General features: G+C 34.2%; 14 protein-coding genes. 4 read left to right on the plus strand and 10 right to left on the minus strand.

The genetic code is table 11. The annotated features are described in order from the left end of the window. Positions 1-140 precede the first annotated feature (140 nt). From ABHQ57_RS00695 to ABHQ57_RS00730, 8 genes are read right to left on the minus strand one after another with little or no spacing between them, the layout of a single operon-like run. Complete coding sequence (locus ABHQ57_RS00695) at positions 141-1,910, minus strand: cbb3-type cytochrome c oxidase subunit I (protein ID WP_073182524.1); 1,770 nt, start codon at positions 1,908-1,910, stop codon at positions 141-143. 27 nt (positions 1,911-1,937) lie between these two features. Then, the gene (locus tag ABHQ57_RS00700) at positions 1,938-2,945 is read right to left on the minus strand and encodes a cytochrome c oxidase subunit II (RefSeq protein WP_073182523.1); all 1,008 of its coding nucleotides are present in this window, start codon (positions 2,943-2,945) and stop codon (positions 1,938-1,940) included. Between the two features lie 34 nt (positions 2,946-2,979). After that, on the minus strand, positions 2,980-4,584 hold the full coding sequence (locus ABHQ57_RS00705) for a quinol:cytochrome C oxidoreductase (protein ID WP_167712485.1): 1,605 nt from the start codon (positions 4,582-4,584) through the stop codon (positions 2,980-2,982). 22 nt (positions 4,585-4,606) lie between these two features. Further along, on the minus strand, positions 4,607-5,155 hold the full coding sequence (locus ABHQ57_RS00710) for a cytochrome c (protein WP_196781595.1): 549 nt from the start codon (positions 5,153-5,155) through the stop codon (positions 4,607-4,609). A gap of 9 nt (positions 5,156-5,164) precedes the next feature. After that, positions 5,165-5,692, minus strand: coding sequence for a DUF3341 domain-containing protein (locus ABHQ57_RS00715; protein ID WP_047788300.1), 528 nt, complete (start codon positions 5,690-5,692; stop codon positions 5,165-5,167). Then, positions 5,682-7,082 (minus strand): NrfD/PsrC family molybdoenzyme membrane anchor subunit, encoded by a 1,401-nt coding sequence (gene nrfD / locus ABHQ57_RS00720; RefSeq protein ID WP_028891351.1) that lies wholly within the window; start codon positions 7,080-7,082, stop codon positions 5,682-5,684. Before nrfD ends, ABHQ57_RS00715 begins: the two co-directional genes overlap by 11 nt. Positions 7,083-7,109: 27 nt before the next feature. After that, entirely contained in the window at positions 7,110-10,256 is a 3,147-nt protein-coding gene (locus ABHQ57_RS00725; RefSeq protein WP_167712486.1) for a TAT-variant-translocated molybdopterin oxidoreductase, read from the minus strand. Positions 10,257-10,288: 32 nt separating this feature from the next. Next, positions 10,289-11,584: a c-type cytochrome gene (locus ABHQ57_RS00730; RefSeq protein ID WP_047788298.1), complete on the minus strand. Its 1,296-nt coding sequence runs from the start codon at positions 11,582-11,584 to the stop codon at positions 10,289-10,291. 217 nt (positions 11,585-11,801) lie between these two features. Here ABHQ57_RS00730 and ABHQ57_RS00735 point away from each other — a divergent pair, with 217 nt between their 5' ends. Next, on the plus strand, positions 11,802-12,164 hold the full coding sequence (locus ABHQ57_RS00735) for an SPOR domain-containing protein (protein ID WP_073182519.1): 363 nt from the start codon (positions 11,802-11,804) through the stop codon (positions 12,162-12,164). A gap of 76 nt (positions 12,165-12,240) precedes the next feature. On the opposite strand, the gene ABHQ57_RS00740 is transcribed toward ABHQ57_RS00735, so the two are convergent. Together ABHQ57_RS00740 and ABHQ57_RS00745 are read right to left on the minus strand one after the other, a co-directional pair. After that, positions 12,241-14,139, minus strand: coding sequence for an amidophosphoribosyltransferase (locus ABHQ57_RS00740; RefSeq protein WP_047788296.1), 1,899 nt, complete (start codon positions 14,137-14,139; stop codon positions 12,241-12,243). A gap of 79 nt (positions 14,140-14,218) precedes the next feature. Next, positions 14,219-15,145 carry a PfkB family carbohydrate kinase gene (locus ABHQ57_RS00745; RefSeq protein WP_047788295.1) on the minus strand — a complete coding sequence of 309 codons (927 nt, stop codon included), beginning with the start codon at positions 15,143-15,145 and terminating at the stop codon, positions 14,219-14,221. 192 nt (positions 15,146-15,337) lie between these two features. On the opposite strand from ABHQ57_RS00745, the gene ABHQ57_RS00750 reads away from it, so the two are divergent. From ABHQ57_RS00750 to ABHQ57_RS00760, 3 genes are read left to right on the plus strand one after another with little or no spacing between them, the layout of a single operon-like run. Beyond that, entirely contained in the window at positions 15,338-15,763 is a 426-nt protein-coding gene (locus ABHQ57_RS00750; protein ID WP_047788294.1) for a SufE family protein, read from the plus strand. Between the two features lie 23 nt (positions 15,764-15,786). After that, on the plus strand, positions 15,787-16,107 hold the full coding sequence (locus ABHQ57_RS00755; RefSeq protein ID WP_047788293.1) for a DUF59 domain-containing protein: 321 nt from the start codon (positions 15,787-15,789) through the stop codon (positions 16,105-16,107). Positions 16,108-16,145: 38 nt separating this feature from the next. Then, the gene (locus ABHQ57_RS00760; RefSeq protein ID WP_167712487.1) at positions 16,146-16,658 is read left to right on the plus strand and encodes a DUF2480 family protein; all 513 of its coding nucleotides are present in this window, start codon (positions 16,146-16,148) and stop codon (positions 16,656-16,658) included. The last annotated feature ends 4 nt before the right edge of the window (positions 16,659-16,662 follow it).

Here is a 16,662-nt window from a genome sequence, read left to right on the forward strand (position 1 = left end):
ATATACTTGAAATAAAATGTTCACATTGTAATATAAGTTACTTAACTAATATTTTATGCTAAAAAATTATTACAAGATCTACTAATACTTATAGAAAACAAAAGCCTCCCAGTTTTGGGAGGCTTTATAATTTATCTTTTTTAAGAAGGCTCTTCGCCATCTAATAGTGGTACGTTTTGTGGTACAAAGTCTTTTCCGTGTACATACTCACCATTTTCATCTGTTTTACTGTAATCGTAAGCCCATCTGTGAACTTCAGGAATTGCTCCTGGCCAGTTTCCATGAATATGTTCAACTGGAGTAGTCCACTCAAGTGTATTTGCATTCCAAGGGTTTTGTGTTGCTTTTTGACCTCTATACATAGAAATAAAGAAGTTTGCTATGAAGATTAACTGTGCTAAACCTCCAAGAATAGCCATGATAGTCATAAACACGTTTATATCTGCCAAATCATCGAACATTGGAAAGTTTGTATTTGTATAATAACGACGTGGTAAACCAGCTAACCCTATAAAGTGCATTGGGAAAAATACTCCGTAAGCACTGATTATTGTTAACCAAAAGTGCCAATATCCTAATGTTTTGTTCATCATTCTACCATACATCTTAGGGAACCAGTGATAAACACCAGCAAACATCCCTAATAAAGCAGATACACCCATTACCAAGTGGAAGTGTGCCACTACAAAATATGTATCGTGAACATTGATATCTAAAGCTGAATCTCCTAATACTAGTCCTGTTAAACCTCCTGTTACGAACGTAGAAACTAATCCGATTGAGAACATCATTGCAGGATTTAACTGTAGGTTACCTTTCCATAGTGTAGTAACATAGTTAAATGCCTTTACTGCTGATGGAATTGCAATTAATACTGTTGTAAATGTAAATACAGAACCTAAGAATGGATTCATTCCAGAAACGAACATGTGGTGACCCCATACAATCGTAGATAAGAATGCAATTGCCATAATAGAACCAACCATTGCACGGTAACCAAAAATTGGTTTACGTGCGTTTGTTGAAATTACTTCTGAACTAATACCTAATGCTGGTAATAAGATAATATATACCTCTGGGTGACCTAAGAACCAGAATAAATGTTCGAATAATACTGGTGACCCTCCTTGGTAATGTAATACTTCTCCAGAAATAAAGATGTCTGATAAGTAGAATGAAGTACCGAAGCTTCTATCAAAGATTAATAATAAGGCTGCTGATAATAATACCGGGAATGAAATTACACCAATAATCGCTGTAATAAAGAATGCCCACATTGTTAATGGCAATCTTGTCATTTTCAATCCTTTTGTACGTAAGTTTAAAACTGTTACGATATAGTTTAACGATCCGATTAATGACGATGCAATGAAAATTGCCATAGACACTAACCATAACGTCATTCCTGTACCTGAACCTGGGATTGCTTGTGGTAATGCAGATAATGGAGGATAAATTGTCCATCCTGCTGATGCTGGTCCTGCTTCTACGAATAATGAAATAATCATTATTACTGATGATAAGAAAAACAACCAATAAGATACCATATTTAAGAATCCAGAAGCCATATCACGAGCTCCAATTTGTAACGGAATTAATAGGTTGGAGAATGTACCACTTAAACCTGCCGTTAGGACAAAGAATACCATGATTGTACCATGAATCGTAACTAACGCTAAGTACATATCTGGGTTCATAATTCCATCTGTTTGATGGTTTCCTAAGAATGCTTCAACAATTGAAAACGATGTATCTGGCCATGCAATTTGTAAACGAAATAACATAGACATGAAACCTCCTATGATACCCATAAATATACCTGTAACAAGGAATTGTTTCGAGATCATTTTATGATCTTGACTAAAGATGTATTTAGTTACAAATGTTTCTTTGTGATGATGATCTGACATAATCTATATATACTTTAAAAAAATATCTTATTTAATAACTTGAGCTAATGTTTTTTGTTCTGATAACCACTTGTTGTACTCTTCTTCTTCAACAACAGTGATTTTCATTTGCATATTGTAGTGAGATGCTCCACAAATTTTGTTACACAATAATAAGTAATCAAACTCATATGGGTCTTCTCCTTTAGCTCTTCTAATTTTGTTAATTCCTTCTGTTTTTGCAATTACCTCAGAATTTTGACGCATTTCTGCTGTGGTATACTTTGGCGTAAATGCGAATTGAGTAACCATACCTGGAACACAGTTCATTTGTGCTCTAAAGTGTGGCATATAAGCAGAGTGCAATACATCTTGCGAACGGAACTTGAATAATACTTTCTTCCCTTTAGGTAAGTATAATTCTGTTACTTGCTTATCATCTTGTGCACTTGGGTCTGACATATCAACCCCCATAGTGTTAATTCCTTTGATAAAGTTTACATTACCTAAACCTAATTGGTTGTCTTCACCTGCATAACGTGCATCCCAGCGGAATTGTTGAGAGTATACTTCAATTACAATAGGGTTTTCATCGTCTCCAACATACATAATGTTATTCCAAGCCCATAAACCATATCCAATTAATAACACAATTGTTACTGCAGGAATAGTTGTCCAAATTAATTCTAACTTATGACTATCTGCATAAAATAATGCCTTATTGTTTTTATTTCCTCTGTACTTGTAAGTAAAGAAGAAAATTAAAAACTGCATTCCAAACTGAACTATTCCAATTAACCAAAAAGTGATATTAAAAAGGTTGTCATCATGCTCTCCTTCAAAAGAAGCAGCTTCTGGTAACATAATTACATTCATGGCAATTAAGCAGTAAATCATCATTGCATAAAGGAATGCTAGGAAAGCTAATGAATATTTAGCTTGTTTTTCGTTGTCTTCATCTGTAGCAATTACAGAACGGAAATTCATTATACGAGTAATTTGCCAAAAACTTACTCCGATTGCAACTGCTATGAAAATATAAAATAAAGCGAGCATATTATCTAAACTATTTGTTTATTAATTCTTTTTATTAATGATGATTACTATCTTCTCCTGTGTGTTCGATGTTGTAGTAATGATAGGTTTCACTTTCGTGTAAATAAGGATTACCTTTTGGCACTGGGTTAGCTTTTGCAAACGCATTAAACGTAGCAAAAATAAACAATCCTGTGAAGAATAGTACCCCACTTATCTCTCCAATTCCAAATACCCATTGACCACCTACTGTTCCTGGCATAACCATTACAAATAAGTCAATATAATGACCTGCTAAGATTACAACTCCTCCTAAAATTACAAACCAAGGTCTACTCTTAAAATCACTATTGATTAATAATAATACTGGGAAAATAAAGTTCATTACAACCATTGCTAAAAATGGTACTTTATATTCGTTAAAACGTAATAAGAAATAAGTTGTTTCTTCTGGCATATCTGCATACCAAATTAACATAAACTGTGCGAACCATAAATATGTCCAGAATACTGAGAAACCAAACATAAATTTAGCTAAGTCGTGAATATGACTATCATTTACCAATGGTAATACTCCTTTTGAACGTAAGTAAATAGTTACCATTGCTATGACTGTTAAAGCAGACACTAAGAAAGTAGCTAATACGTACCATCCAAACAATGTTGAGAACCAGTGCGGATCTATTGCCATAATCCAGTCCCAAGAAGCCATACTTTCAGTAATCATGAAGAATATAAGAAATATAACTGTTGCATTATAATTTTTCTTATGCTGCTTTAAATCTCCGTTATCTTGAGCTAACGACCACTTTCTTATTAGAAAACGATAAACATTCCAACCTGCTAAGTAAACAATACTTCTTATTAACCAACCTGGAGTATTTAACCACCATTTTTTTCCATCTACTATAGCATCATAATTTGGGCTTGTTGGGTCAGTTACTCCTTCTCCCATCCAAGTAAACAGGTGATTCATATGCATTGCTGTAAGTATTAAGAATACTAACATTATTAAACTCACATAATGTAAATTTGATGAAATAGCTTCCATTACTCTGTGCAATACTACAGACCATCCTGCTTGTGCAACAATTTGTGAACCATAAAAAGCAAGCACTAACAATGTAATACCTAAAGAGAATAATAAAGCAACATACAAAGCAGACCAAGGTCTATTTTGCATTTGGTGTAAAGCGTGTTCTGCATGAGCATCTCCGTGATCTTCACCATGAGCAGCTACTTCAGTATGTGCTTCAGTTGTTTCATTCGCTTCATCAGTTGCTGTTTCTTTATGATCATCTTCAGCTACATGTACTGCCGAACTATCTTTTGCTTGTGTATTTTCAGTAGCTTCTTCCGAATGATTTTGTTCACCGTTGTGTGCTACTTCTTCAGTGTGTGTAGCAGTACTGTCTGCAACATGCTCTTCAGTTGTTGTATCTTCTTCGTGATTTTCAACTTTAGCTTCTTCTTTATGCTCTACATCAGCATGATCTGCTTTCGCTTCATGACCTCCATGATGTGCATCTTGTTTTGCTAAAATTTCTTTTGCTTCTTCTAATGTTTTAGGCGCTGAAAAGAAACTATAACCTGTTCCTAAAAGTCCTACAGCCATCAAAACAATAGCTAGCATTTTTAATTTTCCTGAAAACTGGTACATATCTTAACTATCTATTATAGACTTATTTTAATTCGCTTCTTAATTTTTCTACGTATTGTACAACTTGCCATCGCTCATTGTATCTTAACTGTGATGCATGAGATCCCATTAAGTTCTTACCATACATAATTACATGATAAATATTCCCTGGGGTTAACTCTCTGTCTGCGTAATTTGGGATACCATTAAATTTATCTCTTTGCGATAACACTCCGTTACCATCCCCTTTTGTTCCGTGACAAGAAGCACAGTATATGTCATATAACTCTTTACCTTTTTCTAAGTTAGCCTCAGTAGTTGGTAATGGGTTTTTTAATTCAGTTTTTGCTTTTTCATATCCTTCATTAGTGTCAGGAATATCATAAGCTACAACTCCGTTTCTGCTTACAGTACCTGCTACTGGTAATTTATTTACCTCTTCATTATTAATACCTTCGGCTCCATTTGCATCGTAGGGTACAGATACATACATATCTGGCATGAACTGAACTTGTGGTTTTCGTTTATCGTTACAAGAACTTAAGCTTGTTGCTGCTACAGCTAAAGCGATAATTATTTTTAAATTCTTCATATCTCTTTATTAGTGCGTTTCTACTACGTTAATTTCTACAGCTCCAGTTTTCTCTAATAATGACACCAACTCTTCTTCACTCCCTTTAACAGGAATCTCCATTAAAAAGTGATCATCTGTAGTTCTTGGGTCAGGGTTTTCAGCTTCTTTAAATGGCCATATCTTACTTCTCATATAAAAAGTAATTACCATTAAGTGTGCTGCAAAAAACACTGTTAATTCAAATAATATTGGAACAAAAGCTGGCATATTGGTAGCCCATGAAAAGTTTGGTTTTCCCCCAATATCTTGAGGCCAATCAGCAATCATAGTATACCATGTTAACCAAACTGCTACTGATAAGCCTGTAATACCATATAAAAAAGCGGTAATTGCTAAACGTGTTGGTGCTAATCCCATTGCTTTGTCTAATCCATGAACTGGAAAAGGACAAAATACTTCTTCAATATGATGATTTTCTGCTTTTACTTTCTTAACGGCATCCATTAAGATATCATCATCATTATATAATGCGTGAATTACTTTATTAGTGCTCATTGTTCTCTTCTCTTGATTTTTTAAAATTCTCACCTGATGATTTCAAAATAGTCTTAATCTCTGCTGTAGGGATTACTGGGAAAGTTCTTGCATATAATAAGAATAATACAAAGAAGAATCCGATAGTTCCTATAAAGATACCTACGTCTACGAACGTTGGTTCAAAACGCCACCATGTAGATGGTAACTGTCCTTTACTTAATACAATTGCAATAATATCAAAACGCTCAAACCACATACCGATGTTAATTACTATCGAGATAATAAAAGACCAAATAAAACTTCTTCTAATCTTTTTGATCCATAATAACTGTGGTGTGAAAATGTTACAAATTAATAACGACCAAAATGCCCATCCGTAAGCTCCTGCTTCTGCTCCAAATGATAAGTATGTGTAGTTTTCGTAAGGAGAACCTGTATACCATGCAATAAAGAACTCTGTTGCATAAGCTACTGCTACGATACCTCCTGTTAAAATGATTACGATGTTCATATACTCTACGTGTAAACGTGTAATATATGCTTCCATATTTGTAACCTTACGCATAATACCTAATAAGGTTTGTACCATTGCAAATCCAGAGAAGATCGCCCCTGCTACGAAATAAGGAGGGAAAATTGTTGAGTGCCATCCTGGGTTGATAGAAGTTGCGAAGTCCATCGATACAATTGTGTGTACAGAAAGTACTAATGGTGTTGCTAATCCTGCTAATACTAACGACACTTCTTCAAAACGTTGCCAGTCTTTTGCTCTACCTGACCACCCGAAAGATAATAATGCATAAATTTTCTTTTGGAAAGGTTTAACAGCTCTATCACGAATCGTTGCAAAATCAGGTAATAAACCAGTCCACCAGAAAACTAATGATACCGATAAATACGTAGAAATTGCGAATACATCCCATAATAATGGCGAGTTAAAGTTAACCCATAATGATCCGAATTGGTTTGGAATTGGTAATACCCAGTATCCGTTCCATGGACGTCCCATGTGAATAATTGGGAATAATCCTGCTTGGAATACCGCAAAGATTGTCATCGCTTCTGCAGAACGGTTAATTGCCATTCTCCATTTTTGACGGAATAATAAAAGTACTGCAGAAATAAGTGTTCCTGCGTGACCAATACCTACCCACCATACGAAGTTGGTAATATCCCATGCCCAACCGATGTTTTTACTTAATCCCCATACACCAATACCTGTTCCTACGGTGTAAAAGATACATCCAAATCCCCATAACATTGCTGCTAAAGAGATATAGAATGCTATATACCAATTTTTGTTTGCTTTCCCTTCAATAGGTCTAGCAATATCTTCAGTAATATCATGGTAACTCTTGTCACCAAGTATTAAAGGTTCTCTATAAGATGATTCGTAATGAGACGACATAAATCTATATACTTATTAATTTTACTATTAAGCTTCGTTTGTATTTCTTACTTTCACTTGATACACTACGTTTGGTTTTGTACCAATATAATCTAAAACGTGGAAAGCTCTTTTATCTTCTTTTAATGCTGTAACTGTATCTTCAGTGTTGTTTATATCTCCAAATACCATAGAACCAGTAGAACATGCTGCTGAACATGCTGTTTCAAACTCGTCTTTTTTAACAGCTCTACCTTCTTTCTTAGCCTTTAAGATAGTAGCTTGTGTCATTTGAATACACATAGAACACTTTTCCATTACACCACGAGAACGAACTACTACGTCTGGGTTTAACACCATTTTACCGTACTCGTTATTCATGTTAAAATCAAACTCGTTGTTTTCAGCATAATTAAACCAGTTGAAACGACGAACTCTATATGGACAGTTATTTGCACAGTAACGAGTACCTACACAACGGTTATATGCCATTTGGTTTTGACCTTGACGACCGTGAGATGTTGCTGCTACCGGACATACTGTTTCACATGGTGCGTGGTTACAGTGCTGACACATCATTGGTTGGAAAGCAACCTGTGGATTTTCTGCTGGGTTTTCTAAAGCATCAAATAAATCTCCTTTGCTTAGCTCTAATACTTTTTCAGTATAACGTCTTTCAATTTCTTGGTTAGCTATGTTTGGATTTTGAGCTTTGAACTCCTCCAATGTCATTTTAGCCTTATGTTGCTTATCTTCCACAGTAGAAGAATAATAACGATCAATACGTAACCAAGCCATATCTCTACCAACTCTCATTTCATCTTTACCAACAACTGGTACGTTGTTTTCTGCGTGACATGCAATAACACATGCTCCACAACCTGTACAAGAAGTTAAGTCGATAGATAAGTTAAAGTGGTGTCCTAAACTTCTGTCATGCTCTTCCCATAAGTCAATTTTACTTCCTTCAACTTCTTGATGATCATAAGAGACCATGAATGGCTTATTCCAAGTATGCTTAGGATCTAATTTTTTATCGTTTACTTCTTTTAATGAAGCTTCTTTTAATATATCGTGACGACCTGCTAAAGTACTTTGTACTTGCATACAAGCAAACTTGTGCCATCCTGAAGTTCTTTCAATAGAAACATTATACTGAACATTGTTTCCATTTTGGTAGAATGGATAGGCATTGACACCTACTTGCATTTCTGATTTTAATCCTTGAGTTCTACCGTATCCTAATGCTAAACCTACTGATCCTTTTGCTTGACCTGGTTGTATAAGTACTGGTACTTTATTTATTGTTATGCCATTTACTGTTACGTTAGCATAATTACCATCAATAGCACCATTATCTTTTACTGGGTTTTCAAAACCTAATTCTTTTGCATCTGAAATCGAAATAGTCAAGTAGTTATCCCAAGAAGCTCTTGTAATAGGGTCAGGTAATTCTTGTAACCAAGGGTTATTTGCTTGTTTACCGTCTCCTAACGCTGTTGATGAGTATAAGTTTAATTCGAATCCTGAAGCATTATTAGCATTTTTCACTAATTGCGCTGCTACTACATTTATATCTACAGTAGTTTCAAAGGCTGTTTCTTCTTCAACAGTAACTTTTTCAGCTTTAAAGAACCCATCATGTAATGCTTGATTCCATGAAGCCCCTCCTAATACATTTGTACTCCAAAATTCTTTTAAAGTGTCGTAATAGTTCACTGTACTTCCAGACCATTTTAATAAAACGTCTTGTACTTGACGTGTGTTAAATAGTGGCTGTATAGTTGGTTGCATTAAACTATAAACACCTTGCTTCGCCATAACATCTCCCCAACTTTCTAAGTTATGAGGTGCTGGCAATGTATATTGTGTAGCATTAGCTGTAGCATCATCTTGAGTAGATAGAGCTATAGATAATTTTAAATTTTTAATTCCTTCTGCTAAATCAACTGCATTTGCTAAAGTGTATAAAGGATTTACATTATAAGTAATTAAACCTTTTACTTTACCTCCTTTAACGTCTGCTATCAATTGAGCTACTTGGGTATCGTTACCTTGACGCTTTAAATTCACCGCCTCAGTATCTATTACCTCACTATTTAACGCTTTATTGATTGCTAATGCAATTAATTGTGCGTTTTTATCATTTAAACCTGTAACAACAACCCCTTTTGAACCTGCTTTTTTAAGGTCTTTAGCTAATTGCTTTACCTCTACATCAAAAGTTGTTGCTTTTGAAGGAAGGCTATTTCCTGTTATTTGGTTGTATAAGTTTATTAAAGCGAAAACTTGCTCAGATGGTTTGGCTACAATTCTTTTATCGGCATTTGCTCCCGCTAAAGACATGTTAGCTTCTATTTGAACATGGTATGACATTTTACCAGTTTCTACTCTACGTCCTTCTGCATAAGACTTTTCGTATCCCCCTTGCCAATCACCAATAAAATCTGCCCCTATGGACGCGATAACTTCCGCCTTACTAAAATCGTAATCTGGCAATGCTCTTTTACCATACATGGCTTCAAAAGCATCAGCAGTTGCACTTTCAGAAATTGCGTCATATACCACATGCTTAACATTTGGGTAAGCTGTAATAAAATCTGCTATTACTTTTTCAGTAGAAGGACTCGCTAAAGTTCCTGTTAATAATACTACTGGTTCATTAGCATTCTTTAATTCGTTTAATTTTGCGATAATTTCTTTATCTGCATCTGCCCAAGAGATTTGAGTTTTTCCTTTTCTTGGTTCTTTTAAACGTAATTTTTCATCGTATAATGATAAAACTGACGCTTGAGTACGTGCGCTAGTTACACCTCCTGCCTCTTTATTTGGCATGATTTGAATTGGACGTCCTTCGCGTGTTTTTACTAATACGTTTGCGAAATCAAAACCGTCTGCAATTGTAGTTGCGTACCAATCAGCAACGCCTACTACGATATCATTAGGTTGCACTACATAAGGAATTGATTTTCTTACTGGACCTTCACAAGCTGCTAAAGAAGCTGCTGCAGTGGTAAATCCAACATATTTCAAGAAGTCTCTACGTGAAGTTGATGATGTTTCTAAGGTATCTTTGTCGCCTAAAAATTCATCTGTAGGAATATCTTGTACAAACTCATTATTACGTAGCGTTTCAACAATAGAACTACCCTTTAGTTCTTCAACACTTTGCCAGTATTTTTTGTTTGAAGCCATTTATATATGTGTTTTTCTACTTTCTAAATTGATTAATAGTGGCATTTACCACACTCTTTTCCTCCTAATTGAGCAATAGTTACTTGCTCAACACCGTACTTCTTAGCTAGTTCTTCATGAATTTTAGCATAGTACTCATTACCTTTTAAGTCAACCTTAGTTTCCTTATGACAGTCAATACACCAACCCATTGTTAATGGCGAATATTGATATACTTCTTCCATTTCCTCTACTGGACCATGACATTTTTGACATGCAATTCCTCCTACAGTTACGTGTTGTGAATGGTTAAAATATGCGAAATCTGGCAAGTTATGAACTCTCACCCATTTAACCGGCTTAGTATTTCCAGTATATTCTAATTTTTCTGCATCCCAACCAGCTGCTTCATAAATCTTAGCGATTTCTTTATCTAAATCAGCTTTTACTAATGTATGATCATCCATCACAACTTTTGTATCGTCTGCTACTTCAGAAATATTTTTATGACAATTCATACAAACATTTACAGATGGTATACCTGAATGCTTACTATGTTTTGCTGCAGAGTGACAGTATTGACAATCTATCTTATTATCTCCTGCGTGAATTTTATGTGAAAAAGCTATAGGTTGAATTGGCTGATACCCCTCATCAACACCAACTTTAAACAAAGTTCCAAACAAGAAATAAGCAGCAATTAAAGCTCCAAAAATAACGGTTAACACTTTTAAGAAAGTATTCTGTTTAATTCCTTGCCACAACTCAGCAGTTTGCCCCATTAAACCTGGAGTTTTTGGAGCGCCTTTTAATTCACTAATAGTTTTTAACAAACTACCAATAATTAAGAATGCCACAACAATAGCTGCAGCCAATATATATATCAACCATTTTGGTGCCTGATCACCTTGAGATCCAACTCCTTCAATATCAGCTCCTGCTGCTGGAGTCTTCTTTAACTCACCAACCGTGGTATAGTAAAGGATATCATCAATGTTTTGATCCGATAACTGCGGAAAAGCAGTCATATTAGAACCATTATACTCTTCAAAAATCGCAATTGCTTCTTTATCTCCTGAAGCTCTTAAAGCAGCATTATCTTTTATCCATGCTTTCAACCATTCATTGGTTCTTCTCTCTTCAATCCCAGCCAAAGCAGGACCAACCAGCTTCTTATCTAACTTATGACAAGATGCACAAAGAGATTTAAACAATTTTTTCCCTTCTTTTTGACGCGCCTCATCAATATCTTGTGAAAACGCCGAAAAACTTACTAAGAAAACTAAAAAGAAAGCTAAACTCTTTGCTAGAGTTTTAGTTAATCTACTGTGATGATTCACACTTTTCATACTATAAAAATATAAGTTTTGTATCTATTTTGGTACAATTTTTTCTGTTACACTAATTTTAAAATTAGCACACAGAAAGTTGCACAAAAGTACTACTTCTGTCTAAATTGTGAAATGTTAAGAGAATCCTAATCTATAATTTATAACAATTCTAAATAACTAGCGTTAACAATGTATTAACTCACAAGTCATTACTTTTGTAAAAAGATTCATCAAAATGAAAAAACATAGCTTAATTATTACTTTTATATTTCTTGTTACTGCTTTTGCACTCAAAGCTAATGCTCAGGAAAAACTTACTGACAACAAGCACATTATTTCACTGATAGAAAAGAAAAGAACCTACAATAAGAGCAATGGAAACGGGTACAGAATCCAACTATACAATGGACTTGAAAGACGCGCTAGAAGCCTCCGTAATAGGTTTAAAGTTGAATACCCTGATGTTTACACAAAACTAATTTATAAACAACCTGAATGGAAAATACAAGTAGGAAATTATAAAACACGCTTACATGCTGATAGGGCTCTAAATGAAATCCGAGAAAAATTCTCTGGTGCCATTGTAGTACCTATGTAATTAAACATATTTTATCACATAAAAAAGAGTAATCGAACAAACGATTACTCTTTTTTATTTACTGGCTAATTAATTATTAATAAGCCCTCTTATCATTTCCTTCATAAAAATTGATAAATGCCTGATTTACCACCCTATGACCTCCATCAGTAGGATAATCTCCAGTAAAATACCAATCTCCTAAATTGTCTGGACAAGCTTTATGTAAACCACTTACTGGCTGAAAAATCACCTCGACATCAGCTTTTATCTCTGCAGTTTTTAACATTTGTGCAATCTTTGCAGAAACTTCTTCATCTGTAAAAGGTGCATAAATTTCCTTAACGTAGTTTATCACATCTTTATCTTCACTGTTTTCTTGTTGCTTACATTTTTGATACACTTCATCAACAATATGATACTGATTTGTTTCTTTTAACAATTCCAACGCAGCTTTAAAAGCAATAAAATCGTTAATCTTAGCCATATCAATACCATAACAATCTGGATAACGTATTTGAGGCGCAGAAGAAACTACTACTATTTTCTTAGGATTCAATCGATCCAAGATTTTAATAATACTTTTCTTCAAGGTAGTACCTCTTACAATACTATCATCAATAATTACTAAATTATCTGTTGGTTTTACAACTCCGTAAGTAACATCATAAACATGCGCAACTAAATCATCACGACTACTATCATCTGTAATAAAAGTACGTAGTTTAGCATCTTTAATCGCTATTTTTTCAAAACGTGGTCTTTTAGAAAGAATTTCAATTACTCTTTCTTTTGAAAGCTTTCCTTCACCCGCTAAAATTGCATCAGTCTTTTGCTGATTTAATACATCTTCAGCAGCTTCCATCATTCCAAAAAATGATGTTTCTGCCGTATTTGGTATGTAAGAAAACACTGAATTTTCTATATCACTATCAATAGATTTTAAAACTTCAGGAAACACATATTTCCCTAAGTTTTTACGTTCTTCATAAATTGATGCATCACTTCCTCTTGAAAAATAAATACGCTCAAATGAACATGCTTTTTTGGGACGCTGCTCTAAAATTGGCGACATTGTTGTCTCTCCATTCTTTTTGATTATTAACGCATGTCCTCTTTCAACCTCTTTTATTGACTCTATATCAACGTTAAAAACTGTTTGAATAACTGGACGTTCAGAAGCAACCACAACTACTTCATCGTCTTCATAAAAAAAAGCTGGACGAATAGCTGATGGGTCTCTCAACACAAACGCATCTCCATGCCCCAGCATACCTGCCATAGCATATCCACCATCCCAGTTTTTAGCCGAACGTTTTAAAATTCGTTGAATATCTAGGTTATCTTCTATGTAAGGAGAAGCATCCTTTTTATTAAATCCTTCTTCTTTAGCTTTCAAATATAAATCTGAAACTTCCGACTGCAGAAAGTGTCCTATTTTTTCTAAAATTGTTACAGTATCAGTAGACTCTTTAGGGTGTTGACCTAATTCAATTAAATCATTTAACAAATGTTTAGAATTAGTCATATTAAAATTACCAGCAACAATTAAGCTTTGATGTTTCCAGTTGCTTTGGCGTAAAAAAGGATGTACACTCTCTATAGAGTTTTTACCAAAAGTACCGTAGCGAACGTGCCCTAAAAATAAGTTTCCAATGTAAGGTACATTTTCTTCTTGCCATTTCACATCATCAACCTTATCTGGATTCTCTTCAAAAACTCCATTGATTCTATGATTAATTTTCCCAAAGATATCCTGGATTGGTTGTGATTGGTTGGAACGGATTCTGCTTATATATCTTGTTCCAGGCTCTACATTAAATTTTATACTTGCTAATCCAGCACCGTCTTGCCCCCGGTTGTGCTGTTTCTCCATTAACAGGTACATTTTATTTACACCATAAAACGCGGTACCGTATTTGTCTTTATAGTATTGTAATGGCTTCTTTAAACGAACCATTGCAATTCCGCATTCGTGTTTAATAGCGTCACTCATTTAATTTCAAGTATTTAGTTGTGTTGTAGTTTTGTGTGTTGTATAAAAAAATCCGCAGCAAAAAGCGCGGATTTATAGTTTATGATAATGCTATATCAAATTGTGTTAATTCTTTAAACGCTTTTAAACGCGCTTGTACCTCTTCGCTAGTTAATGCCTCCATACGCTGTGTTCCGAATTTTTCAACACAGAACGATGCTAAGTTAGATCCATATATAATTGCACTCTTCATATTTTCGAATGAAATATCTTCGGTTTTAGCTAAATATCCGCAGAAACCTCCTGCAAAAGTATCTCCAGCTCCAGTTGGGTCGAACACCTCTGCTAATGGCAATGCTGGTGCAAAGAACATATTTCCTTCATTGAATAATAAAGCTCCATGTTCCCCTTTTTTAATTACCACGTATTTTGGCCCCATTTCATGAATTTTCTTTGCTGCATTTACCAAAGAATATTCTCCACTTAACTGACGTGCTTCCTCGTCGTTAATTGTAATAACATCTACACGCTTTAATACTTCATGCAAATCGTTTAATGCTATATCCATCCAAAAGTTCATAGTATCTAACACTACTAACTTAGGTCTTTCATTCATTTGATCTAATACCGATGCTTGTGTTAATGGGTGTAAATTACCTAACATTACAATTGGTGCATCTTTAAACGATTCTGGAACCACTGGTTGAAAATGTTCTAATACATTTAGTTCAGTTACTAAAGTATCACGAGAATTCATATCATTATGATACTTTCCACTCCAAAAGAAAGTTTTTCCTTCTTTTACGATTTCCACTCCATCAGTATTAATTCCTTTATCGTTCATCATATCTAAGTATGATTGTGGAAAATCTCCTCCAACTACAGAAACAACTCCTGTTTGCACTCCAAATTGTGAAGCTGCTAATCCTACAAATGTTCCTGATCCTCCTAAGATTTTATCAGTTTTTCCAAATGGTGTTTCTATAGCGTCAAATGCTACTGTTCCTACTGCTAATAATTTACTCATAACTCTACTTAATATTTCTTCAACTGAAGAAATGTATTTGTTTCATTAAGTCTTTATAAATTACTAAGACTTAAATTTTTACTAATTATACTCATTAAGGCTTAAACTCTCATGTCAACTGCCTTTTTTGTCGTAATTTTGCGTCTTTAATTAAAAACGGTCTTTTTGACTTTGCAAAAATAGTTTTAAAAAATGACTATCAAAGAAATACAAGAAGAAATTATTGACGAGTTTTCTATGTTTGAAGACTGGATGGAGCGTTATGAGTACATTATAGAGCTAGGAAAATCGCTACCTTTAATAAGTGAAACTTACAAGTTGGATGAAAACCTAATTAAAGGATGCCAATCGAAAGTATGGTTACATTCTGAATTAAAAGGTGATACTATTGAGTTTACTGCCGATAGTGATGCTATTTTAACAAAAGGAATTGTGGCTTTATTATTGAGGGTATTTTCTAACCAAACACCTAAGGCTATTTTAGACGCCGATACTGATTTTATTGATGAGATTGGCCTGAAAGAACATTTAAGCCCTACACGTGCTAATGGTTTAGTATCCATGGTAAAACAAATTAAAATGTACGCAATTGCACAGCAAAGCAAATTAGCGAATTAGCGAATTAAAAGAAGTTTAGAATTATGACTGAAGACAAATTAGAAGAATTAGGAGATAAAATTGTACGTGTATTAAAAACCATATATGACCCAGAAATACCTGTTGACATATATGAGTTAGGTTTAATTTATGATGTTTTTATATCAGAAGAAAATGATGCCAAAATATTAATGACATTAACTTCTCCTAACTGTCCTGTTGCAGAAACTTTACCTGTTGAAGTAGAAGAAAAAGTAAAAACTTTAAAAGAGATTAACAATTGTGAGGTAGAAATCACCTTCGATCCTACTTGGACTCAAGATATGATGAGTGAAGAAGCTAAATTAGAATTAGGAATGTTATAGAGCAGTTAATACAACTTTAACCTTTTCAACTAAAAAATATGTCAGAAGAAATTATAAATAGAGTTGCTAATAGTAAGCTTACTACAATAGACCTTGAAGATTTTTACCCTGAGGGTAAACGTGTAATATTTGATATTAAGGATTGGTTATTTGAAGAATTAATTCTTCGTGAAAAAGATTTTAGAGAGACTGTAAAAAACCATGACTGGTCTCAATATCTAGATAGTTATGTTTCTTTAACTTGTTCTACTGACGCTATTATTCCTTCGTGGGCTTATATTTTACTAACTACTGAACTTACTCCTTTTGCTAAAAAGGTTGTTGTTGGGGACTTAATATTACTAGAAACTGTAATATATCAAGAGATAATTCAACAGCTTAACATCTCTAATTATAAAGACAAACCTATAATAATTAAAGGGTGCTCAAATAAACCTATACCACCATCAGCATACACCTTACTAATTGAAAAAATTAAACCTGTAGCTAAAACCATTATGTTTGGAGAGGCTTGTTCAACAGTACCACTTTATAAGAGAAAAAATAATTAGACTC

Origin of the sequence: Tenacibaculum sp. ZH5_bin.1, from assembly GCF_042865525.1 — a bacterium.
Taxonomy (GTDB): domain Bacteria; phylum Bacteroidota; class Bacteroidia; order Flavobacteriales; family Flavobacteriaceae; genus Polaribacter; species Polaribacter mesophilus.

Bases quoted from the DNA above. Each gene is read 5' to 3' on its own strand.
- nrfD (WP_028891351.1), bottom strand. From the start codon at position 7,082: ATGTCGTCTCATTACGAATCATCTTATAGAGAACCTTTAATACTTGGT.
- ABHQ57_RS00710 (WP_196781595.1), bottom strand. From the start codon at position 5,155: ATGAAGAATTTAAAAATAATTATCGCTTTAGCTGTAGCAGCAACAAGC.
- ABHQ57_RS00700 (WP_073182523.1), bottom strand. From the start codon at position 2,945: ATGCTCGCTTTATTTTATATTTTCATAGCAGTTGCAATCGGAGTAAGT.
- ABHQ57_RS00760 (WP_167712487.1), top strand. From the start codon at position 16,146: ATGTCAGAAGAAATTATAAATAGAGTTGCTAATAGTAAGCTTACTACA.
- ABHQ57_RS00715 (WP_047788300.1), bottom strand. From the start codon at position 5,692: ATGAGCACTAATAAAGTAATTCACGCATTATATAATGATGATGATATC.
- ABHQ57_RS00750 (WP_047788294.1), top strand. From the start codon at position 15,338: ATGACTATCAAAGAAATACAAGAAGAAATTATTGACGAGTTTTCTATG.
- ABHQ57_RS00705 (WP_167712485.1), bottom strand. From the start codon at position 4,584: ATGTACCAGTTTTCAGGAAAATTAAAAATGCTAGCTATTGTTTTGATG.
- ABHQ57_RS00755 (WP_047788293.1), top strand. From the start codon at position 15,787: ATGACTGAAGACAAATTAGAAGAATTAGGAGATAAAATTGTACGTGTA.
- ABHQ57_RS00695 (WP_073182524.1), bottom strand. From the start codon at position 1,910: ATGTCAGATCATCATCACAAAGAAACATTTGTAACTAAATACATCTTT.
- ABHQ57_RS00730 (WP_047788298.1), bottom strand. From the start codon at position 11,584: ATGAAAAGTGTGAATCATCACAGTAGATTAACTAAAACTCTAGCAAAG.
- ABHQ57_RS00745 (WP_047788295.1), bottom strand. From the start codon at position 15,145: ATGAGTAAATTATTAGCAGTAGGAACAGTAGCATTTGACGCTATAGAA.
- ABHQ57_RS00735 (WP_073182519.1), top strand. From the start codon at position 11,802: ATGAAAAAACATAGCTTAATTATTACTTTTATATTTCTTGTTACTGCT.
- ABHQ57_RS00740 (WP_047788296.1), bottom strand. From the start codon at position 14,139: ATGAGTGACGCTATTAAACACGAATGCGGAATTGCAATGGTTCGTTTA.
- ABHQ57_RS00725 (WP_167712486.1), bottom strand. From the start codon at position 10,256: ATGGCTTCAAACAAAAAATACTGGCAAAGTGTTGAAGAACTAAAGGGT.